At 62.9% G+C, this 24,799-nt stretch carries 23 protein-coding genes and 2 tRNA genes; 12 read left to right on the top strand and 13 right to left on the bottom strand.

Going from position 1 to position 24,799, the window contains the following annotated elements; all coding sequences use genetic code 11:
- Positions 1-81: 81 nt before the first annotated feature.
- The 5 genes from P9228_RS15440 (at position 82) to P9228_RS15420 (ending at position 4,967) form a co-directional block, all read left to right on the top strand.
- A complete protein-coding gene (locus tag P9228_RS15440; RefSeq protein ID WP_095780641.1) occupies positions 82-1,248 on the top strand; it encodes an ROK family transcriptional regulator in 1,167 nt (388 codons plus the stop codon).
- Positions 1,245-2,009: an ATP-binding cassette domain-containing protein gene (locus P9228_RS15435; protein WP_095779583.1), complete on the top strand. Its 765-nt coding sequence runs from the start codon at positions 1,245-1,247 to the stop codon at positions 2,007-2,009. The genes P9228_RS15440 and P9228_RS15435 overlap by 4 nt, the downstream gene beginning before the upstream one ends.
- Before the next feature lie 40 nt (positions 2,010-2,049).
- Positions 2,050-3,090, top strand: coding sequence for a sugar ABC transporter substrate-binding protein (locus P9228_RS15430; protein ID WP_066995049.1), 1,041 nt, complete (start codon positions 2,050-2,052; stop codon positions 3,088-3,090).
- A 97-nt stretch (positions 3,091-3,187) separates the two neighbouring features.
- A complete protein-coding gene (locus P9228_RS15425; protein WP_067328248.1) occupies positions 3,188-4,183 on the top strand; it encodes an ABC transporter permease in 996 nt (331 codons plus the stop codon).
- 13 nt (positions 4,184-4,196) lie between these two features.
- The gene (locus P9228_RS15420) at positions 4,197-4,967 is read left to right on the top strand and encodes an SDR family oxidoreductase (RefSeq protein ID WP_067328246.1); all 771 of its coding nucleotides are present in this window, start codon (positions 4,197-4,199) and stop codon (positions 4,965-4,967) included.
- 22 nt (positions 4,968-4,989) lie between these two features.
- Here the strand turns inward: P9228_RS15420 and P9228_RS15415 are convergent.
- A tRNA-Val gene (locus tag P9228_RS15415) sits at positions 4,990-5,065 on the bottom strand.
- Between the two features lie 219 nt (positions 5,066-5,284).
- Between P9228_RS15415 and P9228_RS15410 the strand changes: the two genes are divergently transcribed.
- A tRNA-Asp gene (locus P9228_RS15410) sits at positions 5,285-5,361 on the top strand.
- 229 nt (positions 5,362-5,590) lie between these two features.
- Positions 5,591-6,937 (top strand): FAD-binding oxidoreductase, encoded by a 1,347-nt coding sequence (locus P9228_RS15405; protein ID WP_278054197.1) that lies wholly within the window; start codon positions 5,591-5,593, stop codon positions 6,935-6,937.
- Between the two features lie 451 nt (positions 6,938-7,388).
- On the opposite strand, the gene P9228_RS15400 is transcribed toward P9228_RS15405, so the two are convergent.
- The 4 genes from P9228_RS15400 to ugpC form a co-directional block, all read right to left on the bottom strand.
- Complete coding sequence (locus P9228_RS15400; RefSeq protein ID WP_067328240.1) at positions 7,389-7,634, bottom strand: hypothetical protein; 246 nt, start codon at positions 7,632-7,634, stop codon at positions 7,389-7,391.
- Between the two features lie 300 nt (positions 7,635-7,934).
- Positions 7,935-8,864 carry a ribokinase gene (gene rbsK / locus P9228_RS15395; RefSeq protein ID WP_067328238.1) on the bottom strand — a complete coding sequence of 310 codons (930 nt, stop codon included), beginning with the start codon at positions 8,862-8,864 and terminating at the stop codon, positions 7,935-7,937.
- Positions 8,865-8,868: 4 nt separating this feature from the next.
- Complete coding sequence (locus tag P9228_RS15390; RefSeq protein ID WP_095825238.1) at positions 8,869-9,321, bottom strand: RbsD/FucU family protein; 453 nt, start codon at positions 9,319-9,321, stop codon at positions 8,869-8,871.
- 24 nt (positions 9,322-9,345) lie between these two features.
- Positions 9,346-10,404: a sn-glycerol-3-phosphate ABC transporter ATP-binding protein UgpC gene (gene ugpC / locus P9228_RS15385; RefSeq protein ID WP_067328236.1), complete on the bottom strand. Its 1,059-nt coding sequence runs from the start codon at positions 10,402-10,404 to the stop codon at positions 9,346-9,348.
- A gap of 278 nt (positions 10,405-10,682) precedes the next feature.
- Between ugpC and P9228_RS15380 the strand changes: the two genes are divergently transcribed.
- The 3 genes from P9228_RS15380 to P9228_RS15370 all read left to right on the top strand — a co-directional run bounded on the left by P9228_RS15380 (position 10,683) and on the right by P9228_RS15370 (position 14,547).
- Positions 10,683-12,347 (top strand): sugar ABC transporter substrate-binding protein, encoded by a 1,665-nt coding sequence (locus P9228_RS15380; protein WP_067328234.1) that lies wholly within the window; start codon positions 10,683-10,685, stop codon positions 12,345-12,347.
- 152 nt (positions 12,348-12,499) lie between these two features.
- Entirely contained in the window at positions 12,500-13,621 is a 1,122-nt protein-coding gene (locus P9228_RS15375; RefSeq protein ID WP_095802242.1) for a sugar ABC transporter permease, read from the top strand.
- An 8-nt stretch (positions 13,622-13,629) separates the two neighbouring features.
- Complete coding sequence (locus tag P9228_RS15370) at positions 13,630-14,547, top strand: carbohydrate ABC transporter permease (protein ID WP_066998838.1); 918 nt, start codon at positions 13,630-13,632, stop codon at positions 14,545-14,547.
- Between the two features lie 39 nt (positions 14,548-14,586).
- Here the strand turns inward: P9228_RS15370 and P9228_RS15365 are convergent, their stop codons facing one another.
- Both P9228_RS15365 and P9228_RS15360 read right to left on the bottom strand, forming a co-directional pair.
- Positions 14,587-15,330, bottom strand: a complete 744-nt coding sequence (locus P9228_RS15365) for a creatininase family protein (RefSeq protein ID WP_278054195.1) — start codon at positions 15,328-15,330, stop codon at positions 14,587-14,589.
- 4 nt (positions 15,331-15,334) lie between these two features.
- On the bottom strand, positions 15,335-15,901 hold the full coding sequence (locus tag P9228_RS15360) for an SIS domain-containing protein (RefSeq protein WP_278054193.1): 567 nt from the start codon (positions 15,899-15,901) through the stop codon (positions 15,335-15,337).
- A gap of 188 nt (positions 15,902-16,089) precedes the next feature.
- Between P9228_RS15360 and P9228_RS15355 the strand changes: the two genes are divergently transcribed.
- Positions 16,090-17,112, top strand: a complete 1,023-nt coding sequence (locus tag P9228_RS15355) for an aldo/keto reductase (RefSeq protein ID WP_278054192.1) — start codon at positions 16,090-16,092, stop codon at positions 17,110-17,112.
- An 81-nt stretch (positions 17,113-17,193) separates the two neighbouring features.
- Here P9228_RS15355 and hupB read toward each other — a convergent pair whose 3' ends face one another.
- The 4 genes from hupB to clpP form a co-directional block, all read right to left on the bottom strand.
- The gene (hupB, locus tag P9228_RS15350; protein WP_027166452.1) at positions 17,194-17,466 is read right to left on the bottom strand and encodes a DNA-binding protein HupB; all 273 of its coding nucleotides are present in this window, start codon (positions 17,464-17,466) and stop codon (positions 17,194-17,196) included.
- A gap of 195 nt (positions 17,467-17,661) precedes the next feature.
- Positions 17,662-20,073 (bottom strand): endopeptidase La, encoded by a 2,412-nt coding sequence (lon, locus tag P9228_RS15345; RefSeq protein ID WP_278054189.1) that lies wholly within the window; start codon positions 20,071-20,073, stop codon positions 17,662-17,664.
- A gap of 274 nt (positions 20,074-20,347) precedes the next feature.
- Positions 20,348-21,622, bottom strand: coding sequence for an ATP-dependent Clp protease ATP-binding subunit ClpX (clpX, locus tag P9228_RS15340; protein ID WP_059185169.1), 1,275 nt, complete (start codon positions 21,620-21,622; stop codon positions 20,348-20,350).
- Positions 21,623-21,917: 295 nt separating this feature from the next.
- On the bottom strand, positions 21,918-22,547 hold the full coding sequence (clpP, locus tag P9228_RS15335) for an ATP-dependent Clp endopeptidase proteolytic subunit ClpP (RefSeq protein ID WP_066998854.1): 630 nt from the start codon (positions 22,545-22,547) through the stop codon (positions 21,918-21,920).
- 432 nt (positions 22,548-22,979) lie between these two features.
- On the opposite strand from clpP, the gene P9228_RS15330 reads away from it, so the two are divergent.
- Positions 22,980-23,528, top strand: coding sequence for a hypothetical protein (locus tag P9228_RS15330; RefSeq protein WP_278054188.1), 549 nt, complete (start codon positions 22,980-22,982; stop codon positions 23,526-23,528).
- 64 nt (positions 23,529-23,592) lie between these two features.
- On the opposite strand, the gene P9228_RS15325 is transcribed toward P9228_RS15330, so the two are convergent.
- Both P9228_RS15325 and cysE read right to left on the bottom strand, forming a co-directional pair.
- A complete protein-coding gene (locus tag P9228_RS15325; RefSeq protein ID WP_040969488.1) occupies positions 23,593-23,796 on the bottom strand; it encodes a DUF3126 family protein in 204 nt (67 codons plus the stop codon).
- Positions 23,797-23,934: 138 nt separating this feature from the next.
- On the bottom strand, positions 23,935-24,783 hold the full coding sequence (cysE, locus tag P9228_RS15320) for a serine O-acetyltransferase (RefSeq protein ID WP_067328223.1): 849 nt from the start codon (positions 24,781-24,783) through the stop codon (positions 23,935-23,937).
- Between the last annotated feature and the right edge of the window lie 16 nt (positions 24,784-24,799).

The raw sequence follows: 24,799 nt of genomic DNA, 5'->3' as shown, positions 1-24,799 counted from the left end.
GAAACCGGGCAATTATTTTTGAATTCCATTTGACTGAATAAATCTTCTCTGCGAACCTTGAAGCCGTCAGGAGCGCAAGCCATGGCGTTGCGGGGAACCAATCAGGAGTTCGGGCGGCCGTACAACCGGCGCATCGTGCTCGAATCCATCCGCCGCTTCGGTCCGATCGCCCGCGGCGACATCGCGCAGCACGTCGGGCTCACCGTTCAGACGGTCTCGACTATCGTGCGCGAGTTGGAGGAACAGGGTTACATACTGTCGGTCCGCGAGGAACCGAAGGGCCGCGGCCAGCCGCCGGCCACGCTGCGCATCAACCCGGAAGGCGGCTATGCCGTCGGCATCCACCTCACCCCACTGGGGATAGACGCCGCACTCATCAACCTGAGCGGCGACGTGATCGAGAGCGTCCATCGCGAAGCGCCGAGCCCGACACCCGATCTCGCCTTCGAGGCGATCGGCGCCATGGTTGCCGATCTGACCGGGCGCCGCGCCGGAGGACGGGTCATCGGCGTCGGCATGGCGCTTCCCGGCCCGTTCGGCGTCGAGTCCATGAGCTTCGTCGGACCGACCACAATGGCGGGCTGGAAAGGCGTGCCGCTGCGCGAGCGCCTTGCCGCCGCGACCGGCCTGCCAGCCTTCTTCGAGACCGATATGGCGGCGGCGGCCATGGGGGAACGCCTCTACGGCCTCGGCCTCCAGCGATCCGACTACTACTATCTCTATTTCAGCGTCGGGCTTGGCGGCGCCATGGTGCATGACGGCGGCGTGCTGCGCGGGGCCTGGGGCAATGCCGGCGAGATCGGACACATCCCCGTCGTTCCGGAAGGCGAGCTTTGCCCCTGCGGCAACCGGGGCTGCCTCGAACGCTATCTGTCGCTCGAGGCGCGCGGCCGCTGGAACGGCAACGACGCCGGATGGGTGGCCGAAGTCGCTCCGATCTTCCGCAACGCCGTCGCAGTCATCGAGAACCTTTTCGACCCCGAGACGATCGTGCTTGGGGGCCTCGCCTCGCCTCAGTTGCTCGAACGCCTGGCTGCATTGGCGGAGCCGCTGCACAATTCGGTTTCGGCTCGCAAGGATCGCGCCGCGCCGCGCATCCTCGTGGCGCAGGGCGGGCAGCATGCCGTGTTGCGCGGCGCCGCGGCACTTGCCGTTTCCGGCGTGCTTTCGCCGCGCTTCGGCCAGATCTTCACCGCCAAGCGGCAGCGCGAAGGCGACCTTCTGAACGGCGGAGACATCGCGGCATGAGCGAACCCCTGCTGGTCCTTGACAACGTCACCAAGAATTACGGCGCCATCCGGGCGCTGAGGGGCATCAGCTTCTCGATCGCGCGCGGCGAGGTGGTGGCGCTGCTCGGCGACAACGGCGCCGGCAAGTCGACGCTGGTCAAGATCATTGCCGGCGGACTCGAGCCGACCTCGGGTCGCATGCTGTTCGAAGGCAAGGAGTTCCTCGCCAAAACCCCCGCCGAGGCCAAGGCCGCCGGCATCGAGACCGTCTACCAGGACCTCTCGCTCTGCACCAATGTCGACGTGGTGGCCAACTTCTTCATGGGCCGCGAGATCACCCGCAAGGTGCTGGGCGTTCCGGTGCTCGACGAGCGCGCCATGGAGTCAGTAGTGGCGAAGGCGCTGGCCAATGCCGGCACCCGCATTCCCTCGCTGCGCACCAAGGTCGAGCACCTCTCGGGCGGCCAGCGGCAGGCGATCGAGCTCAACCGTTTCGTTCATTGGGGCGGCAAGCTGGTGCTGCTCGACGAGCCCTTCGCCGCGCTCGGCGTCGAGCAGACGCGCCGCGGCCTCGACATGATCCGCAAGGTGGCGAGCCAAGGCATCGGCGTCGTCATCATCACCCACATCATGCAGCAGGCCTTCCAGGTCGCCGACCGGATCGTGGTGATCCGCCAGGGCGTCGTGGCGGGCGACGTTGCCCGCAACAAGACAAGTCCCGATGCGGTGATCAACATGATCACCGGGGAAACGCTCGCCGGTGCCGGACCGGCGGGCTGAGGGACAAATGAGGGGTCCGGCGAAAAGAGGAGCGAACGACATGAAGCGAATGCTACTTTCTGTCTTCGGTATCCTGGCCCTGGCCATTGCCACGCTCACGCCGGCATTCGCCCAGTCCAAGGGTACCGTCTACTACCTGGTGCCGACCTTGCTCGACGAATTCCAGACCGGCTCGGTGAGCGCGCTGGAACTGTTTCTGAAACAGGTCGGCTACGAGATGAAGACGCTGAACGCCGACAACAAAACCGACGCTCAGCAATCGCAGATGAACGACGTGATTGCGCTTAAGCCGAAGGCGATCATCCTCGCCGCGGTCGATTTCAATGCGTTGAAGCCATCCGTTGAAGCCGCCCGCGCGGCCGGCATCCCTGTGGTCGAGTTCGACCGCCAAATCACCGCCACGCCGTCCGACTTCACATCGGTCGCCGGCACGGTCGAGATCGGCCACATTGCGGCGGAGCAGGCCGAAGCGCTGCTGAAGGCCAAGCATGGCTCGGTCAAGGGCAAGATCCTGCAGGTGCTCGGCGATCCCGGCGATCCCTACACGCTCGACATCCAGAAGGGTTTCGAGGAGAAGATGAAGGCGTTTCCGGACGTCAAGATCATCTCGCTGCCCGCCATGCAGTGGGAGGCGAGCAACGCCGGCACCATCGTCGCCGACCAGATCTTGGCCAATCCCGACATCGACCTGATCTTCAGCCACGCTGCGCATCTTTCGGTCGCGGGCGTTGCCTCGCTGGAGGCCGCCGGTAAGAAGCCGGGCGATGTGATGATGATGAGCTCGAACGGCGCGCCGGTCGGCCTCGACCTGATCCGCAAGGGTTGGCTCAACGTCGAAGTCGAACAGCCGCTCTACGCCCAGGCCGCGGCCGTCGCCATGTTCATGGACAAGGTCGTCAACAAGCAGGAGATCAAGCCCGGCGAATATGACGTGCTCGGCCTGAAGTCGGTGGTGACCAAGGAAGCCTGGGGCCCGAACATCAAGATCCCAGGCGCGGCGATAACCAAGGAGAATGTCGACAACCCCGCTTTCTGGGGCAACCTGAAGCCGCCGACGGACACCGTTAAGCCCGTCGAGTAGGCCTTTTCCATCGAGCTCCGGGCCTCCCGGCCCGGAGCCTCGCGGGCCCGCCCCGCGGCAGCCGCACATTCAAATCCGACGCTAACCGGATCGGCCGATGAGCCCACGCACCCGCCACAGTCTCGAGCTTGTGCTCGACAATCTCGTCTGGTTCATGCTGGTCTTCGTGCTGGCCGTGTTCTCGACCCTCATTCCGAACTTCTTCCAGCTCGGCATCTTCGCCAACATCGTCGAGGCATCGAGCGTGCTGGGCGTGATGTCGATCGGCCTGGCGCTGGTCATCATTGCCGGTCACATGGACCTGTCGGTTGAATCGGTCGCGGCGCTCAGCGCCATGGCAGTGGGCATCATGTTCTGCTCGTCAGGCATAGGCCTCGGCCTCCAGTTGCATCCGGACTGGCTGATGGTGCCGGTCTCGCTCGCCGCAGCCCTGGCGGTGGGAGCCATTATCGGCGTCATCAACGGTTTCCTCATCGTCAGGCTGCAGATGAGCGCCTTCATCATCACGCTTGCCTCCTATATCTGGGTGCGCGGCCTCGTGCTTGTCGTTTCCGGCGGACGCTCGGCGCAGGATTTGGCGCCGGCCATCCGCTGGTTCGGTATCCAGCGGCTCGCCGGCCTGCCGCTCACCGCCTGGATCGCTGTCGGCTGCTTCGTCGTCTTCTCGCTGATTCTCGCCAAGACGCCGTTCGGCCGGCATCTGGTGATGATCGGTGGCAACGAGACCGCGACCTTCCGTGCCGGCATCCGCGTCAATCGCAACCTGATCATCGCCTTCGTCCTTGCCGGCGCCATCGCCGGCCTCGCCGGCTGGCTGCTCGCCATCCGCACCTCCGGCGCCACCGCCAATCTCGGCGTCGGCCTGCTCTTCAACGCCTTCGCCGCCGTCGTCATTGGCGGCGTCAGCCTGAAAGGCGGCGTCGGCACCCTGCCCGGCGTCTATGCCGGCGTGCTGCTTCTGTCGGCCATCAACACCGCCATCAACCTCATGGCCCTGCCGGCCAACTTCACCCAGGTCATCCACGGCTTGCTGGTGCTGGCGGCCGTGCTTCTCGACGCTTTCAAGCAAACCATTCGCCAAAGACTCGCATGACAGGACGGCTGGCATGACCGGAAGCATCGAAGGCAAGGTGGCGGTGATCGTCGGGGCCGCGCGTGGCATCGGCAGGGGCATAGCCCAGCGCTTCACCGAGGAAGGCGCCAGCCTTGTGCTGGCCGACAGTGAAGCCGAAGCCGGCAGAGCGAGCGCCGACGAACTTGGTGCCGCCTTCATCCGCACCGATATTTCCAAGATGGCCGACGCCGAAGCGGTGGTGGCATTGGCGCTGCAGCGTCACGGCCGCCTCGACATCATCGTCCAGAACGCCGGCATCTATCCCTGGCAACTGATCGAGAACACCAGCCCGGAAGATTGGGACCGGGTCATGGCGGTCAATCTGCGCGGCAGCTTCAACGCCGCCCGGGCAGCGCTTCCACCGATGAAGGCTCAGGGCAGCGGTCGCATGCTCTTCACCTCTTCCATTACCGGCCCGCAGGTGAGCAGCCCCGGCCACGGCCATTATTCGGCAAGCAAGGCCGGCATCAACGGCTTCATCCGCTCGGCGGCGCTGGAGTTTTCCGGCTATGGCATCACCGTTAACGGCGTCGAGCCTGGCAACATCCTGACCGAAGGCATGAAGCTTCACCGCGATGCCGCCTTCATCAAGAGCATGGAGGACGCCGTGCCGCTCGGACGTCTCGGCACGCCGCGCGACGTCGCCAACGCCTTCCTGTTCCTGGCCTCCGACGACGCCAGCTACATCACCGGCACGACGATCGTCGTCGATGGCGGCCAGCTCCTGCCCGAAGGCCAGGATTTCCGCCTGACGCCGCCGTGAGTTCTTGATTGTGCCGGGAAAGTGGTGGGCGATGACGGGCTCGAACCGCCGACATCTTCGGTGTAAACGAAGCGCTCTACCAACTGAGCTAATCGCCCGCTCCGGGCCGGACCTTTAAGCAGTTAGAGCTCTATTCGCAAGGCCCAATGAACAGCCGGCGCACCCGCTATCGGACGGGATTTCGCCAATGCCGGCGCACTTGTCAAAAAACCTTCTGCTGATTGCTGTTATGCTCACATGCCGCGCTTGACACCCGCAAACGAACCCCTTATCCAGCGCCCCAACGACGAACACGCCTGACACGTGCTCGTCAGTGCGCGGGTGTAGCTCAGTCGGTTAGAGTGCCGGCCTGTCACGCCGGAGGTCGCGGGTTCGAGCCCCGTCACTCGCGCCAGTCTTTTCAAGGGTTTAGGCCCTGCTCTTCAAAAGCTTGAACTTTCATTTTCCGGAGAGTTTCAACTTTTTGTATTCGCTGCGGCCAACATTCGCGATCCACCGCGTCTGAATTGGCGACTACGGGAGCCGCTCGTCAGGCGCCTGTGCTCCACCTTCCCCAGAACTGCCTCAAGAAAGGTTGGCTGCCGGTGGGCCATAGCTGACGCAGCCTTTTCAGGATTCTCCCCTTGCCTACTTTCCCGTTCTCCGAAGCAGATCCGATTCAATTTCCCGGCCCCCCACCTAAAAGCGCTGACGTGGTGATTATCGGTGGCGGCGTTATCGGCGTCACGACAGCGCTTTTTCTTGCGCGGCGCAACATCTCGGTGACGCTGTTGGAAAAGGGACGCATCGCTGCCGAACAGTCCTCCCGCAATTGGGGATGGATCCGCAAACAGGGACGCGATGCGGACGAACTGCCGATCGTGATCGAGGCGTCGCGTCATTGGCGGCAGCTGGCCGAGGAATGCGGCGAAGACATCGGCTTGAAGCAGACCGGCGTGACTTACCTGGCAAGCTCCGACCGCGAAGTGGCCCGCTTCGAAAAATTCATGAAGATCGCTGCCGTCCATGAGATCGACACGCGCCTGCTGAACGCACGCGAAACCGCCGGTCTCATCAAAGGCATGTCGCGCAGTTTCAAGGGCGCGATGACAACGCCTTCCGACATGCGGGCGGAGCCTTGGCTGGCCGTGCCGGCACTCGCCCGGCTTGCCGCCCGCAGGGGCGTCAAGATTGTGGAGAATTGCGCGGCGCGAGCCCTGGAAATCTCGGCCGGGAGGATCAGCGGTGTGTGGACAGAGGCGGGTCACATCGAGACGTCGGGCGTTCTGCTCGCCAGCGGTGCGTGGTCTTCCCTGTTCCTGAGAAGACATGGCGTTTCCATTCCCCAGCTCAGTGTAAGGTCGACCGTCGCGGCAACCGAGCCGATGCCTGAAGTCTATGCAGGAGCCGCGGCAGGAGAGCATATTGCTTTCAGACGCCGTCAGGATGGCGGATACACGCTCGCTGCCGGAGGCAGTCATTTGCTCCACCTTGGCCCGGACGCATTCCGGCATGCGGGGAAATACCTTCCCGCGCTTATGGCCAATCCTTTCGGCTCTCGCTATTCGCCGGCTGCGCCGGCGGGCTACCCGGATGGCTGGTCGACGCCGCGGCACTGGGGGCCGGATTCGCAAAGTCCTTTCGAAAGAATGCGGGTGCTAAATCCGGCTCCCGAACGTTCTGGTCTGCGTTCCATCGAGCGCAATTTCAGGCGCCTGTTCCCACAGCTCGACGCGGTGCGCCTAAAGGCAAGCTGGGCTGGCATGATCGACGCGATGCCGGATGTCGTTCCTATAGTGGACAAAGTGCAGGCGATAGCTGGCCTCGTTGTCGCAACCGGCATGAGCGGTCACGGCTTCGGTATCGGACCCGGAATCGGCCGCGTCGTCGCCGACATGATCCAGGGAAACCAGATCGGGCACGATCTCACCCGCTTTCGCCTGTCGCGCTTTTCTGACGGAAGCGCCATTCGGCCAGGCCCGGCCCTCTAGAGCAGTCACCGAGCGGCCAGCCTGCAGTGAGCAGCAAAATTCTTCAGCTGCGCTTCGGCGCCCCTGTTCACTCGCCCAATATCACACCGGAGGCGACAATCTGCGCGGTTCGGGCGGTGAGCTTCTCGCGCTTTACAAGCGTGGGCTTTTTATAGGGGTTTTTCATCTCACCGTTCCGGGAAACCAGGCTGCCTGTGCTGGTCAAGACGGTGAACGCGCTGGCACTGCTTGCGTTCCGCAGGCGCGTTTGGCGGGTTGAGCCAGCCTTGGCCGGCCCCGGTCATCAAGCCATGGCACGTAATCGCAACGGCTTTACGTTTCCGAAAACCCAGGTCTTGAAAGCCTTGTCGGCTCGAACTGCTGCCCGGTCGCGCAGTTCCATGAGAAGGGCGGGACGGTTTGGTCGTCGCCAAGGGTTTACGGTCTGCACTCGCTCGGGAGGGTGAGCCCTCTAGTGTGGACGCGCTCGCTGCACCGGTGGCGCCGCATTTGCCGATATAAAGTCAGCTCCAGTGCCTTGCGATCCCCGCTTGTAGATGAGCCGCATGACCAGTCCGGCATATCCAATCTGGAGAATGATCATTGCAAGCATAGCGCAGCCGAGCGCCTTCCAGGCGGAGCCGGTTTGCAACCCGACCCAGATTGCGACGGTGAACGACGTCGCGAACATGCCCACCAGAAATTGCGGAAAATACATCGCCAGTACCCTCGACCCTTAAAGCGCCGCCGCTCCATCGCGGAGCGGCGGGCCCCCCAAAATAGCCCCCCGGCTACCGAGGCACGGTCCACCCCGGCATTGCTGACAGTGCAATTGCGATGCCAGACACGGTGGCCCATTACGGGACACCTATGCCGTTGATGCAAGGCGTTGGCGCCGATTAATATTAACCGTGGCTAATATGCAACCCTGGGGGCCGTGAGAGACCAACTTCTGTGAGTTGTGGCCAAGCCGATGGCCGGCTAGCGCCGCTGAAACGCCACGCGAGATTTGGCGGCTTCAACCGCGCGCCAGCAGCGCCTCGACTTCCTGGAGCGTCGGCATCGAAGGCGCGGTACCCGGCCGGGTCACCGAAATGCCTGCGACGGCACAGGCGAAGCGCACCGCCTCCAGCGGCTCGACGCCCTTGGCAAGCGCTGCCGCCAGTCCGCCATTGAAGGCGTCGCCCGCCCCCGTGGTTTCGATTACAGGGCCGGCAGTGACGGCGCCGACGTGATCGGATCGCTCCCTGGTGTGCAGCAGCGCGCCCTTCTCGCCAAGCGTCACGATAACGGCGCCGACGCCCTTTGCCAGCAGGCTGTCGGCGGCGCGGCGGGCATCGTCGACCGAAGAGACGGCGATGCCGGTCAGCCCCTCGGCCTCGGACTCGTTGGGTGTGACGTAGTCGCAAAGCGCGTAGATGCTGTCCGGCAGGGTGGCGGCCGGCGCCGGGTTAAGAATGGTAGTCACCCCTGCCCCGCGCGCGATTTGCAAAGCTTTCAGCGCCGCGTCAATCGGCTGCTCGAGCTGGGTGACAAAGACGCCCGCCGAGCGGATCAGGTCAGCATGCGCCTCGATGTCAGCGGACGAGATCAGCATCGCAGCACCCGGGCTGACGATGATGGCGTTGTTGCCGCTGCCCTCCTCGACAAAGATATAAGCCGCCCCGGTGTAGCTGTCCGGCGTGTCGATGACCGCGCTCTTGACGCCCGCATCCTTCCACGTCTGCTTGGCCATGTCGGCGAAGGCATCGATGCCGAGCCGGGTCAGGAAGGTGATGTCGGCGCCGAGTTTGCCGGCTGCGACCGCCTGGTTCGAGCCCTTGCCGCCGGGTCCGAGCTTGAACGAATTGCCGAGGATCGTCTCGCCCATGCGCGGCTGGCGGTCGGCGCGATAGGCGGTGTCGGCGACGAAGACACCCAGGATGACGACTGGCTTGCTGGCGGACATCTCCTTACTCCGCATCCGGCGGAATGACGCCCTTGCGGAAGGCAAAGCAGCCATAGAAGCGGCGCTCACCAGTCTGGATGACGCAATACGCCTTCTTGGCCCGCTCGTAGAAGGCGTAGCGCTCGATCGAGATCATCGGCCAGGGTTTGCCCTCGGCCGCGTCGATTTCCTGCTGCACCTCCTTCTGCACCGGCGGGATCTCGTTCGGCTTGCCGACGATCTCCATACGCGCGGCCGCGTCGTTGACGAAGCTGTCCAGCGGATAGAGCGACAGCACCGCCTTCACGACTCCAGCCGCCGGTGCATCGATGCGCAGCAGCTTGCCGAGCACCGTCTGCTTGGCGACGGAGTCGGATGGGAAATTGGTGTCGGCGATGATCAGGTCGTCGCCGTGCCCCATCGCCCGCAGTGCCTGGAGCACGTCGGCGTTGAGCAGCGGATTGATCCCTTTGAGCATGGTTTCCTCGATGTGTGTTTGCGGTCAGAGACGCTTGCCGGTCCCTGCGTCGAAGAGATGGACATGGTCGAGCCGCGGCCTGAGCTTCAGCGTATCGCCAGGCTTGAAGTCGTGACGCTCGCGGAACAGCGCCACCATCTCGCCCTCGCCGAAGCGCACGAACACCAGCGTTTCCGAGCCGGTCGGCTCGACCACCGAAATCGTGGACGCCACACCGTCGGGATGGATCTCCAGATGCTCGGGCCGCACGCCATAGACGACGGCCTGGCCGTCCGCCGCGGCGATGCTGGCAGGCATCGGAAAGGCCGAGCCTGCTATGTCGACCTCGGACCTTTCACCCTTCTTCACCGTGCCCTTGAGCAGGTTCATCGCCGGCGAGCCGATGAAGCCCGCGACGAACAGGTTGGCCGGCCGGTCGAACAGTTGCAGCGGCGCGCCGATCTGCTCGATGCGGCCGTCGCGCATCACCACGATCTTGTCGGCCATGGTCATGGCCTCGATCTGGTCGTGTGTGACGTAGATGGTGGTGGTCTTCAGCCGCTGATGCAGTTCCTTGATCTCGGTGCGCATCTGCACGCGCAGCTTGGCATCGAGGTTTGAGAGCGGCTCGTCGAACAGAAACACCTGCGGGTTGCGCACGATCGCGCGGCCCATGGCGACGCGCTGGCGCTGGCCGCCGGAAAGCTGGCGCGGATAGCGCTTGAGATAGGGATTGAGGTCGAGGATGTCGGCCGCACGCTTCACCCGCTCGGCGACGATGGCCGGATCGGTGCCGCGCAGCTTCAGCGCGAAAGCCATGTTCTGCTCCACCGTCTTGTGCGGATAGAGCGCGTAGTTCTGGAACACCATGGCGATGTCGCGCTTGGCCGGCGGCAGGTTGTTGACGATGCGGTCGCCGATCGAAATCGTTCCGCCGGAAACCGTTTCCAGCCCCGCCACCATCCGCAGCAGCGTGGACTTGCCGCAGCCCGAAGGGCCGACCAGGACGACGAATTGACCGTCGGCGATATCGACGCTGACCTCATGTAGAACCTTGACGGTTCCGAAAGCCTTGGCCACATTGGCGATCGCGACTTGAGCCATTGTCTCCCCTATCTTTTTCGGTGAAGCTAGCCATTGCCAACGGCAAGGGCAAGTCGGTATCTTATAGATAAAAAGCCAATCTTGTTGACAAGGTAATCGATTACGCGAATAGTGACGAGTGCCAATCCGAATGCCGGTCCTTGTCCCGAAAATCGGATCTCCAGGCGACGCAGGGTGGGGTCCCACGCTGCCCTATGGTATAGGAGAACCGCAGACGTTTCGACGTCGAGAGATTGGCAGAATCAATTCACGACTGAAGTTCTGGGAGGAACCTTGAGATGAGAGTCGATCTTTACGAAAAACTGGTGCGTGCCGGGGCGACCCGCCGCGATTTGCTGAAGGGCGCGGCCAGCATGGCGGCGCTCGCAGCGGCGTCCGGCACGGGGCTTGGCGCGCTGACCAGGCCGGCGGCTGCCGCCGACGACCTGCGCGCGAAAATCCTGCAGATACCCGGCGTCGGCAAAGGCCAGCCGACGGACGCCGACTTCCAGAAAGTCGGTGAGCTCTGCCTGGAAGCGACCAAGGCCAACGTCAAGCAAGGCGAGTTCGCCGGTGTCGAGCTCACCTTCATGGGCCTCAACAACCAGAACCTGCACAACGTGCTGTTCCGCGGCTTCCTGAAGCCGTGGGAGGCCTATACCGGCGCCAAGATCAGCTGGATCGACCTCGCCCAGGCCGACTACAACGCCCGTCTGCAACAGTCGATCGCGACCAAAACCGTCGACTTCGACATCATCGAGATGGGTGCGCCCTTCGAGGGCGACGTCTGCGGCAAGGGCCTCACCTCGGAGATGCCCGACTGGGTCAAGAAGCAGATCGACATGGACGATCTCGTCAACTACCTCAAGCCGCCGGTTGGCACCTGGGACGGCAAGCAGTATCGCGTGACCATCGACGGCGATACGCACAACTTCAACTACCGCACCGACGTATTCTCCGATCCCGACCTCGCCAAGGCCTGGAAGGAGAGCGGCGCGACGACCGAATGGGGCGTGCCCAAGACTTGGCAGGAAGTGCAGGCCGTCACCAAGTTCCTCAAGGGCAAGCAGTTCAAGGGCCAGGACGTCTATGGCTATCTCGACGCGCCCAAGCCCTGGGGCGGCTTCGGTTTCTACTTCCTCGGCAGCCGCGCCTCTGCCTATGCCAAGCACCCCGACGACAAGGCCTGGCTGTTCGATCCGGATACGATGAAGCCGCGCATCAACAACCCGGCTTGGGTGCGGGCCATCCAGGACGTCATCGACGCCCTGCCCTCGGAGCCGCCGGATCAGATCAACGCCGATCCGAACACCACCGGCTTCCAGCAGTTCCTGGCCGGCACTGGCTCGATGATCCCGTGGTGGGGCGATATCGGCTCCAACGTCAAGACCAACGACTCCTCGGTCATCGGCGACGTCACCGGCTTCTCGATCCTGCCGGGCTCGGACGACGTCTACAATTCGAAGACCGGCAAGTGGGACAAGCTGGCCAGCGGCCCGAACTATGCGCCGAACTGCGCCTATCTCGGCTGGGGCGTCTATGTCATGGCCCGCGTCGACAGCGACGAGAAGAAGAAGAAGGCGGCGTGGTCGGCGGCGGCCCATCTCGGCGGCAAGGATCTGTCGCTGTGGTGCGCGGCCTATCCTTCCGGCTTCCAGCCCTACCGCAACTCCCATTTCAACATTCCGGAATGGGTGGCGGCCGGCTATGACGAGGCCTTCATCACCTCCTATCTGAAGTCGGAGGGCGACTCCTACAACCATCCGAACGCCGCGATCGAGCCGCGCATCCCCGGCATCTTCCAGTACTACAGCGCCGCCGAGGACATCCTGGCCAACACCTTCGCCGGCAAGATGAAGGCGCAGGAAGGTGCGGATGCCATCGCCGCCGCCTGGGAGAAGCTGACCGACCAGATCGGCCGCGAGAACCAAATCAAGCTCTACAAAGCCTCGCTCGGCATGTAGGCTGTCCCGTGAGAAGTCGCGGCCCGGCGACCTCGTCGCCGGGCCGCATGTTGACCGGCAATGGCCGGTCATTTGGACTTCCAGCAATTCCAGGAAAAGCGTGAAGCGGTTTTCCTCCGGAATTGCATCAAAGCAAGGTAGAGGCGAGAGGCGTGGCTGAGCAGACTTCAACCGCCAATGCATGGCCGGCTAACTCCGCAGCGGCCGATCTGATCCCTCCCGGCCGCAAGCGCCTCGGCTGGGCCCTGATGATCGCCGCGACGCTCGTGCTGCTGGCGACGATCGTCATGCAGATCCTTTACAAGACTGAGGTCGACACGATCGGCTTCTATACCTGGCGTCCGGTGGTCTACGCCTATGTGCTGTGGGGCGTGGCGCTCGGCGCCTGGCAAGTGCTGACGCGCGGCGAGGACGGCCAGCGCGCGCTGTTCCTGCTGCCGGCGCTGCTCTTCACCGTCGCCATGGTGATCTTCCCGACGCTGTTCGGCTTCTATATCGCGCTGACCGACTGGAACCTCAGCTCCTTCGCTGGCCGCAGGTTCAACGGTCTCGACAATTTCTGGCAGATGCTGGCCGACCCCTACTACCGCAACGCGCTCTTCAACATGGTCCTCTATGTGCTGGCGGTGCTGGTCGAATATGTCATCGCCTTCGGACTGGCGCTGCTGCTCAACGCGCAGATCCGCGCCAGAAAATTCTTCCGTGTGGTCTTCCTGCTGCCGCTCATGCTGTCGCCGGTGGCGGTCTCCTGGATGGTTGGCAAGTCGCTGATGGAATACCGGTTCGGACCGGCATCGACGCTGGCGCGCCATCTCGGCTGGGACAATCCCGCCTTCTTCTCCGACCCGATCATCGCGCGCATCTCGATCATGGTGCTCGACGCCTGGACCTTCATTCCGTTCATGATGATCATGCTGCTCGCCGGCCTGCAGGCCATGTCGCGTGAGGTGATCGAGGCGGCGCGCGTCGACGGCGCGACGACATGGCAGACCTTCTGGCAGGTTACCTTCCCGCTGATGCTGCCCGTGTCCGTGACGGCGGTGATCCTGCGCATCATCTTCAAGCTGAAGCTCGCCGACATCATCATTACGGTGACGTCCGGCGGGCCCGGCGGCGCCACCGATTCCGTTTCGAGCTTCATCTACCGCGAATATCGCGACCGTTCGAATGTCGGCTACGGCACCATGCTCGCCATGGTCTATCTGATCATCATCGTCGTGTTCGTCACCTGGCTGCTGAAGCTCGCCAGTCGCTTCGTGCGCAACGTCAACTGAGCGTCCATATGAGCGTCCAGACCACCGAATATACCGTTTCCGATATCCGCTCCCCGGCGGCCTTCCTCGCCAGCCGCGTCTTCATCTATGGCGCCCTGGTGTTCTGGTCCTTCGTCTGCCTGTTCCCGATCTATTGGACGATCACCACTTCGTTCAAGTCGGCGGTCGATGTCACGCAGGGGCACCTCATCCCCTTCGTCGACTTCCAGCCAGACTGGAAGGGCTGGCGCTCACTCGGCCTGTCGCCGGATTCGATCGTCCAGACCTCGACGGTGCGCGACGAGTTCCTGAAACGCTTCATGAACTCGGTCATTACCTCTGTCGGCGCGTCGAGCCTCGCCATCATTATCGGCAGCCTGGCCGCCTATGGCCTGACGCGTTACCGCTACAAGTTCGCCTGGTTCAAGAACGAGGATATCTCCTTCTTCTTCCTCTCGCAGCTGATCCTGCCGCCCGTGGTGCTGGCGCTGCCCTTCCTGGTGCTTTACCGCGAAGTGGCCCTGCTCGACACCCGCATCGGCCTTGTGCTCCTCTACACGCTGATGGTGCTGCCGATCGTCATCTGGATCATGCGCGACCAGTTCAACTCCATTCCCGTCGAGCTCGAGGAGGCGGCACTCGTCGACGGCCTGTCGATCTGGGGCGCCTTCTTCCGCATTGTCATGCCGATCGCGCTCCCCGGCATGGTCGCCGCCTTCATCCTGGCGATGGTGCTCTGCTGGAACGAATATTTCTTCGCCGCCCTTCTGACGTCGACGGATGCCAAGACCATCCCCGTGATGGTGGCGAGCCAGACCGGCTCGCAAGGTATCAACTGGTGGTCGATGGCAGCCCTGGCGACGGCAGCCATCACGCCGCTGGCGATCATCGGCATCGCGCTCGAACGCTATCTGATCATGGGCATGACGGCCGGTTCGGTGAAGTAGGCGCCGTGCCCTTCCCCCTTCTTGTGGGGAGAAGTTGAGCTAGACCCGCAATATCGCCCGCAAATGCTCGAGGATCATCGCCACACCCTTCCGGCCCAGCTCGGCCGACGCATCCGATGCGCCTTTTGTGTACCAGCCGGTATTGTCCGCGAAATGACCGGCATCCACCGCTTCGGGACATAGCGCCTGCATCAGCGATGTCTCGCCGATGCCGGCATGGTCGAACGGATATTTGCCGGTCATTGTGGCCGGCATCAGCGGGTGCACCTGCACCCAGTTGAAGACGTTCTCGCCCGGGGCATGGCCGGCATAGTAATCGACCATCGTGTCCGAGCCCCACCAGCCCTCGCCGCGTTCCTTCTCCAGGAAGCGGAAAATTGCCTGCCGGCCGGCGGTCTTGAAGGCGAGATCGGTCGGCATGCCGGCAACGAAATTCTCGGTCTGGTGATGGATGATGGCGTGGATGTTGCGGAAGCCGATGCGCAGCAGGCCGTAGAACAATTCCTCCGCAAAGGGCGCCAGCACCGGACCGCCGACCTGCACCGAGCCGCTGCCTTCCGGTGGCGCCACGGCATAACTCGCCGCGCCATAATAGAAGGGCGGCAGGATGACGATGTCCCGCTCCTTCTCGATAAGCTCGAGCGTCTTGATGACGGCCAGCGTGTCCATGCCGACCGCCATGTGCTCGCCATGGTATTCGAGCACGCCGAGCGGCAGCGCGACCGGCCAGTTCTCCTCGATCGCCTTGCGGATCTGGTGCGGCAGCATCAGTTCGTAGCGCATGCCCCTACTCCATGTTGGTGTGCCGGGCGCGCATCGTCTCCGGCGTTGCGCCGGTGAGCGCCTCGAGTTTCAGCACCATCACCTCGAACAACAGGAAAAGCGCTGCCTCGAACAGCGAGCCCATCGGCAGCACCGAGCTTCTGGCGGCGCCTTGGTCGCTCGCCATGGTCTGGGCCGGAACGAGCAGCGTGAAGTCCGAAAGCTTTGCCGCGCTGCCCGCCGGTTCGGCCGTGAGCAACACCACCTTGGTGCCGGCCGCCCTGGCCACGCGCATCAAGGTGAGAACGGTGGCGGTCTCGCCCGGTCCGGAACTCGCCAGGAATACATCGCCCTGGCCGAGTGGCGGCGTGGTCATATCGCCGACCACCGAAACCGGCAGGCCGAGATGGAAGAGCCGCATTGCGAAGCCCTTGACCTGCAGCGCTTCGCGGCCGCAGCCATAGACGACGATCTTGCCAGCGCCGGCGAGCATTTCGCAGGCGGCGTCAACCCGACCGTCATCGATGCGCCCCAACACGGCGCCGAGCTCGCCCAGCGCTGTCGCAAACAACTCCGATCCGGCTTGCGTCATGGCTGCCTAATCCTGTCTGCCGATGTCTTGATAGGCATGCGGCTTTGCGGTCGCGTTCGGCGCGAAACGCTTGTTTTCGTTCATGCTATCACCGCGAAAATTCGTGTCCAACGAGCCTCGGCGCTTTTGCTGTGCCACCGGCGTGATAGTGTCATGTCAGACAAATCAATCCAGGACATCGTGCGGATATGAAGACACGGCATTTCGACCGCATTGGCAATGGCGGCATCACCTTCACCGAGCTTGGTTTCGGCACCGCGCCGCTCGGCAATCTCTACCGCGCCGTCTCGGACGAGGATGCCAATGCCACGCTGGAGGCGGCATGGAAAACCGGCTGCCGCTATTTCGACACCGCTCCGCTCTATGGCCTTGGCCTTTCCGAAACCCGGCTCAACCCCTTCCTGCGCGGCAAGAAACGCGAGGACTTTGTGCTGTCGAGCAAGGTCGGCCGCCTCATGCGCGTCTCTGCGCCCGACCAGCGAACCGGCATCGGCAAGTTCTTCGAGACGCCCTCGCGCCGGGAAGTCTACGATTACAGTTACGACGGCGTGATGCGTTCCTTCGAAGCCTCGCTGGAGCGTCTCGGCGTCGACCGCATCGACATCCTTTATGTGCACGATGTCGACATCTTCACCCATGGCAGCAAGGAGGCTTCCGACCGGCGCATCGAGGAGTTCATGTCTTCGGGCTATTACGCGCTGCTCGCGCTGCGTGACCAGGGCGTGATCAAGGCCTTCGGAGGCGGTATCAACGAGTGGCAGGTTTGCCAGACGCTCGCCGAGCGCGGCGATTTCGACCTCTTTCTGCTCGCCGGCCGCTACACGCTGCTCGAGCAGGATGCGCTTGCGAGCTTCCTGCCGCTCTGCGAGAAGCGCGGCATCGGCATCGTTCTTGGCGGGCCCTACAATTCCGGCATCCTGGCGACAGGGCCGAAGCCCGGCGCCTTCTACAACTACACAGAGGCGCCAAAAGACGTGCTCGATCGCGTGGCACGCATCGAGGCGGTCTGCAAGCGCCATGGCGTGCGGCTGATCGAGGCGGCGTTGCAGTTCCCGCTGCGGCACCCTTCCGTCATGTCGGTAATACCCGGCGGCCAACGGCCGGCCGAAGTCGAAAGCAACCGTGCGCTGCTCGACGTCAAGATCCCGGCAGCCTTGTGGGCGGATCTCAAGCAAGAAGGCCTGATGCGCGCCGACGCGCCCACCGGCTGATGCCACACATGTGCCCCTGCCGCGGGTCACAAAGGAAGAGCCGGGCAAGCCCGGCTCATCTGATCTTAAAAAGAAAAGGTCTTAGTTGACCGCGTCCTTGAGGCCCTTGCCGGCCGAGAACTTGGGCACGGTGCGCGCCGGAATCTTCACTTCCGCGCCGGTCTGCGGGTTGCGGCCGGTCGAAGCAGCACGTTTTGACACGGTGAAATTTCCGAAGCCGACAAGCCGGACATCGCCGCCCTTCTTCAGTTCGCCAGTGATCACAGAGAACACCGCATCGACGGCGGACTGCGCATCAGCCTTCGAAATGCTTGCGGAGTCGGCGACGGCGGACACCAGTTCGTTCTTGTTCATAAAAATTCCCTTCCATGAGAAAACCGGAACTACGACTCATCCGGCAGGAAACGGACTTTAGAAAGAAGCGTTCCGGAACCCAAGCCGAAAACCGCAGAATTCCGGGCTTTTTTCCACTTTTTCGGAGATTTTTCACATGAAAAAGCCGGGCTGAAAGCCCGGCTCTCTCTTTGTGCATTGCAACCTTAGAAGAAACTAATGCGCAAGCGACTTGCCGGCGTCGTCGCCGGCGTCCGCGCCGGCCGGCGGATTGACCGGCTCGACCCATTCGATCGGCTCCGGCATCCTGACCAGCGCGTGCCTCAGCACCTCGCCGACCCGCGACACCGGAATGATCTCCATGTTGTTCTTCACGTTGTCCGGGATCTCCGCCAGGTCCTTGGCATTGTCTTCCGGGATCAGCACCTTCTTGATGCCGCCGCGCAGCGCGGCAAGCAGCTTCTCCTTCAGGCCGCCGATCGGCAGCACCCTGCCCCGCAGCGTCACCTCGCCGGTCATTGCCACATCGGCGCGGACCGGAATACCCGTGAGCACGGACACGATCGCCGTCACCATCGCCACACCCGCCGACGGGCCGTCCTTGGGGGTCGCGCCCTCCGGCACGTGGACGTGGATGTCGCGCTTGTCGAACAGCGGCGGCTCGATGCCGAAATCGATGGCCCGCGAGCGGACGTAAGAGGCCGCTGCAGAGATCGATTCCTTCATCACGTCGCGCAGGTTGCCGGTCACCGTCATGCGTCCCTTGCCGGGCATCATGACGCCCTCGACCGTCAGCAGCTCGCCGCCGACTTCCGTCCAGGCAAGACCCGTGACGACGCCGACCTGATCGTCGGCCTCGACCTGACCGAAGCGGAAGCGCGGCACGCCGAGATAATCGGCGAGGTTATCGGCCGTGATCTTCACCGTCTTCTTCTTCGTCTTCAGGATCTCGGTCACCGCCTTGCGCCCGAGCTTCATCAGCTCGCGCTCGAGGCTTCTGACGCCCGCTTCACGGGTGTAGGTCTGGATGATGCCGCGGATCGCGTCCTCGCCGACCGAGAACTCGTTCGGCTGCAGCGCGTGATCGCGGATCACCTTCGGCATCAGGTGCCGCTTGGCGATCTCGATCTTCTCGTCCTCGGTGTAGCCGGCGATGCGGATGATCTCCATGCGGTCCATCAGGGGCGCAGGGATGTTCAGCGTGTTCGCCGTCGTCACGAACATCACGCTCGACAGGTCGTATTCGACTTCGAGGTAATGGTCCATGAACGTCGAGTTCTGCTCCGGATCGAGCACCTCGAGCAGGGCTGACGACGGATCGCCGCGGAAGTCCTGGCCCATCTTGTCGATTTCGTCGAGCAGGAAGAGGGGGTTGGACTTCTTGGCCTTCTTCATCGACTGGATGACCTTGCCGGGCATAGAGCCGATATAGGTCCGCCTGTGACCGCGGATCTCGGCCTCGTCGCGCACGCCGCCGAGCGCCATTCGGATGAACTCACGCCCCGTGGCCTTGGCAATCGACTTGCCGAGCGAGGTTTTGCCGACGCCGGGCGGGCCGACGAGGCACAGGATCGGACCCTTGATCTTCTTCTGACGGCTCTGCACGGCGAGATACTCGACGATGCGCTCCTTGACCTTGTCGAGGCCGAAGTGATCGGCGTCGAGCACGTCCTGGGCGTAGCCGAGATCCTGCTTGACCTTGGAGTTCTTGCCCCACGGGATCGACAGCAGCCAATCGAGATAGTTGCGCACGACCGTCGATTCAGCCGACATCGGCGACATCGACCGCAGCTTCTTCAACTCGGCTTCCGCCTTCTCGCGGGCTTCCTTGGAAAGCTTGGTCTTCTTGATGCGCGCCTCGATCTCGGCAGCCTCGTCGCGGCCGTCCTCGCCCTCGCCGAGCTCCTTCTGGATCGCCTTCATCTGCTCGTTGAGGTAGTACTCGCGCTGCGTCTTCTCCATCTGGCGCTTGACTCTGCTGCGGATGCGCTTCTCCACTTGCAGCACGGAAATCTCGGCTTCCATGAAGCCCATCGCCTTCTCGAGACGCTCCTTGACGGAGAGCGTGGCGAGCATCTCCTGCTTCTCGGGGATCTTGATGGCCAGGTGCGAGGCAACGGTGTCGGCGAGCTTGGAATAGTCGTCGATCTGACTGGCGGCACCTACCACTTCGGGCGAAATCTTCTTGTTCAGCTTGACGTAGTTTTCGAAGTCGGTGACGACCGAGCGGGCCAGCGCCTCGATTTCGACCTCTTCCTCCTCCGGCTCGACCAACGCGGTCGCGCGGGCCTCGTGGAAGTCGGCACGTTCGCTGAACGAGACGATCTTGGCGCGCGAGGCGCCCTCGACCAGCACCTTCACAGTGCCATCGGGAAGCTTCAGGAGCTGCAGCACATTGGCGAGCGTGCCGATGTCGAAAATCGCATCGGGTTCAGGATCATCGTCGGCTGCGTTCATCTGGGTGGCAAGCAGGATCTGCTTTTCCTGACCCATCACTTCTTCCAGCGCCTTGATCGACTTTTCACGCCCGACAAAGAGCGGGACGATCATGTGCGGGAACACGACGATGTCGCGCAGTGGGAGGACTGCAAACACGCCGTCGCCGGAAGCCCTGGATATTTTGGCCATTGTCCAACCTTTCATGTCGCGGCCGCTAATTGAGCCAACCGCGAATCTTATATTAACGACCGAGCGTCGTTCCGCCTACCACCGTTTGTGACGGGAATTTTACAGCGCAGAATTCAGGCCCTCGGCCTTCCGCTGTTAGGTGGATGCGGGCGGTGCAAAGATCAAGGGTTAGCATGCTTTGATCAGCCACTCCATCACCTACAGGTAAGCCCCTCACAGCAAAACGGCGCCACACGGGCGCCGTTCCATGAAAATTTGCCGGATCAGTGCCATTTCAGGCGCTGACATTGCCCTTCTTTTCCTTCTGCTCGGAATAGATGTAAAGCGGCCGGGCGTTACCCGAGACCACCTCTTCCGAGATCACCACCTCGCGCACGCCTTCCAGCGCCGGGAGCTCGAACATCGTATCGAGCAGGATCGCTTCCATGATGGAACGCAGGCCGCGCGCGCCGGTCTTGCGCTCGATGGCGCGCTTGGCGATCGCCGACAGCGCGTTCTCGTGGAAGGTGAGATCCACATTCTCCATCTCGAACAGCCGCTGATACTGCTTGACCAGCGCGTTTTTCGGCTCCGTCAGGATCTGGATCAGCGCCGGCTCGTCGAGGTCCTCGAGCGTCGCCAGAACCGGCAGACGGCCGACGAATTCCGGGATCAGGCCGAATTTCAAAAGATCCTCCGGCTCGACCTGGCGGAACAGGTCGCCCGTGCGGCGATCCTCGGGCGACGCCACGGTTGCGCCGAAGCCGATCGAGGTCTTGCGGCCGCGATCCGAGATGATCTTGTCCAGTCCGGCAAAGGCGCCGCCGCAGATGAACAGGATGTTGGCGGTGTCGACCTGCAGGAATTCCTGCTGCGGGTGCTTGCGGCCGCCCTGCGGCGGCACGGAGGCCACCGTGCCTTCCATGATCTTCAACAGCGCCTGCTGCACGCCCTCGCCCGAGACGTCGCGGGTGATCGACGGGTTGTCCGACTTGCGCGAGATCTTGTCGATCTCATCGATATAGACGATGCCGCGCTGCGCACGTTCGACATTGTAGTCGGCCGACTGCAAGAGCTTCAGGATGATGTTCTCGACGTCCTCGCCGACGTAACCGGCTTCGGTCAGCGTCGTGGCGTCGGCCATGGTGAAAGGCACGTCGATGATGCGGGCGAGCGTCTGGGCGAGCAGCGTCTTGCCGCAGCCGGTCGGCCCGATCAGCAGGATGTTCGACTTTGCCAATTCGACGTCGTTGTTCTTGCCGGCATGCGCGAGGCGCTTGTAGTGGTTGTGGACCGCCACCGACAGCACCCGCTTGGCGTAGGGCTGGCCGATGACATAGTCGTCGAGAACCTTGAGGATCTCTTGCGGGGTCGGCACGCCCTCGCGCGACTTCACCATCGAGGTCTTGTTCTCCTCGCGGATGATGTCCATGCAGAGTTCGACGCACTCGTCGCAGATGAAGACGGTCGGACCGGCGATCAGCTTGCGCACTTCGTGCTGGCTTTTGCCGCAAAACGAGCAATAGAGCGTGTTCTTTGAATCGCCGCCGTTGTTGCTAACTTTGCTCATTTTTCTGTCCTTTCACCGCCTGCCAGCCGATGGTCTGGCCGCATTGGCGTCTCATCAATCTATCGCAGGAATCCGCCGGCGCCAGTGTCCCGGCTCACACAGCGCATTCCGTCCGAAACACAATCAGAAAACGCGACAATGATTCGCAGCAACCCCATGCAAAGCTAAGCCGTCGAAAATCAACATAGCCTTAACGTAGGCAATCCCGAACCTTGAGGGAACAGGCAATTGTGGCCGAAATGCCGCAAGCCGCGCCAAAAGCGCGTTATCCCGCCATTCAGCCCCCAATCAGAGCCTATGCGGCGGGGGTTTCGCCAAGTTCGCGCGTCGTAATGACCTTGTCGATCAGACCAAACTCCTTGGCTTCGTCGGCGGTCATGAAATGGTCGCGGTCGAGCGTCCGCTCGATCTCGTCATAGCTCTTGCCGGTGTGCTTGACATAGACCTCGTTCAAGCGGCGCTTCAGCTTGATGATGTCCTGCGCATGACGTTCGATGTCCGACGCCTGGCCCTGGAAGCCACCGGACGGCTGATGGACCATGACACGGGCGTTCGGCGTGGCAAAACGCATATCCTTGTGGCCGGCGCAAAGCAGCAACGAGCCCATCGAGGCTGCCTGGCCGATGCAGAGCGTCGATACCGCCGGCTTGATGAACTGCATGGTGTCGTAGATCGCCATGCCCGATGTCACCACACCGCCCGGCGAGTTGATGTACAGGTTGATTTCCTTCTTGGGGTTCTCCGCCTCGAGGAACAAAAGCTGTGCACAAACCAGCGTCGCCATCCCGTCCTCGACCGGGCCGGTGATGAAGATGATGCGTTCCTTCAACAGGCGGGAGAAGATGTCGTAGGCACGCTCGCCGCGATTGGTCTGCTCGACCACCATCGGAACGAGGTTCATGTAGGTTTCGACGGGGTTCTTCATGGACTACCCTTGTTGGATGGATTCCGGCACCGTAGACCTGAGCAATCGGACGGAATCGGTTCTGGATCGTTGAATCCTAAATAGGATGCCGGCTCACCCTAGCGCAAGGCCGCCCCTCCTAGCCATCTGGTTAAGTCGAAGCAAGCGGCTCGGCCCAAGGAAATGCTGCAGGTTGCGCCGGAGATGGCCCTTTGCCCAAAATGCGAGGGCGCTACCCGGCCGCCACGGTAGCAGTTTCTTAACCGCGCTGCTTAACGACAAGCCGTGAAATCCCCGTCCATGGCGGACCTTCCGATACGCTCCCGCGTTGAACCGGCGTCCTTTTTTCAACGGGTGAACGTTATGTTTAGCCAGAGTTCCTTTTGCACGAGTTCCTTTTGCAAGAGCTCCCTTCGCAAGGGTGCCGCATCGCTCGCCTCGACCAGCCTCGCAATGCTTGCGGCCGTGTCGCAGGCCGCGGCCGGCGGCCGCACGCTCGAATGCTACGAGCCGGTGCATCGGCCGGCGATCTACGACACGGTCTATGAAGACGTGATGGTGAGCCCCGGCGGCCAGCTCGTCCACTATGACCCGCCGATCTACGGCACGACCGAGAGCATCGAACAGATCGCCACGCCTCGCATCAGCTATGAAGTCGTGCCGGCCGTGACGCGCACCGTCTATCACACGGTCAAGGTGGATGACGGCGGCTATGCCTGGGAATGGCGGGTCATCCACGGCCGCAAGGTGCTGTGCAAGGTGTGGCGTGAGGCGCGCTACGCGCGGGTTGCCAAAACGGTCATCGTCGAGCCGGAGCGCGTCCGGCGCGTCGTCCTTCCGGCCGAATACGAAGGCGTCGCCCGCGAGGTGCTGGTGCGGCCAGGAGAGCGGCGCATCACGGAAATCGCGCCCTCATACCGGAGGGTAGCGCGGCGGGTGGTGGTGCGGGAAGGCTCGACCGACTGGCGGCGGGTGCATATCCCGCGGCACTGCGTGGACTAGCCGGAAAATCACGCAGGGGTGTTTCCGACCGGGGCGGCATGGCGAGCCCGGCCGGAAAGCCGGCTTAGGCCAGGTCGACGTCGAGGATCGCCATCGAGAAATTATAGTCGCCGTCGTCCTCGTCCTTGAAGACGATGCCGAGGAATTCGTCGCCGACATAGACCTCGGCAGAGTCTTCCTTGCGCGGGCGCGCCTTCACCTGCAGCTTGGGATTCTGGAAGACGCGCTTGAAGTAGGCGTCCAGCTTTCTGATTTCGTCTGGCTTCAAAGGTCTTCTCCGAATGCGGCTGTTCGTTGGAACGCGCTTCTGACACGCCGACGATGGCGATGTAAAGGCAAGCCGGCAGCATAACAACCGACGCCTGGAGTGGCGACCGGACTCCGGCCGCTGGCGATGACCGCAGAATCAGATGTCGAAGCTGACGACGTGGTCCATCGTCTGCGAGGGCAGGAGCTGGTCCATCTGTCGCGAGGGCTGGTCGCAGCCGGTCTCTCCGACGACACGCGCCGGCACGCCGGCGACCGTCTTGTTGTGCGGCACGGGCGACAGCACCACCGAACCGGCCGCGATCTTCGAGCAATGGCCGATCTCTATGTTGCCGAGGATCTTGGCGCCGGCGCCGATCAGCACGCCGCGGCGGATCTTCGGATGGCGGTCGCCGCTGGCCTTGCCGGTGCCGCCCAGCGTCACGCCGTGCAGGATCGAGACGTCGTCCTCGATGACGGCGGTCTGGCCGACCACCAGGCCGGTGGCGTGATCGAGGAAAATGCCCTTGCCGATGCGGGCGGCCGGGTTGATATCGGTCTGGAACACCGAGGACGAGCGGCTCTGCAGGTAGAGCGCGAAGTCTCTGCGGCCCTGGTTCCACAGCCAGTGCGCCAAACGGTGCGTCTGGATGGCATGAAAACCCTTGAAATAAAGCACCGGCATGATGAAGCGGTCGCAGGCCGGGTCGCGATCGTAATAGGCTTGGATGTCGACGCGGACCGTCGTGCTCCACTCCGGATCGTCGGCAAGCATGGCCTTGAAGGTCTGCCGGATGAGGTCGGAGCCGATATCCTGATGCGCCAGGCGCTCTGCCAGGCGGTGAATGACCGCTTCTTCCAGGCTCTCCTGGTTGAGGATGGTGGAATAGAGGAAAGCAGCCAGCAACGGATCGCGGTTTACCGCTTCCATCGCCTCATCCCTGATCGCGCGCCAGATCGGGTCGACCGGCTGCACCATGCTGGGGCGGGCTATCGTAACGCTGTTCATCGACGGTCTCCGGCCT

Origin of the sequence: Mesorhizobium sp. WSM4898 (assembly GCF_029625845.1) — a bacterium.
GTDB lineage: Bacteria > Pseudomonadota > Alphaproteobacteria > Rhizobiales > Rhizobiaceae > Mesorhizobium.
The sequence above is the reverse complement of the archived record's forward strand: the minus strand, read 5'-3'. Positions and strand labels throughout refer to the sequence as shown.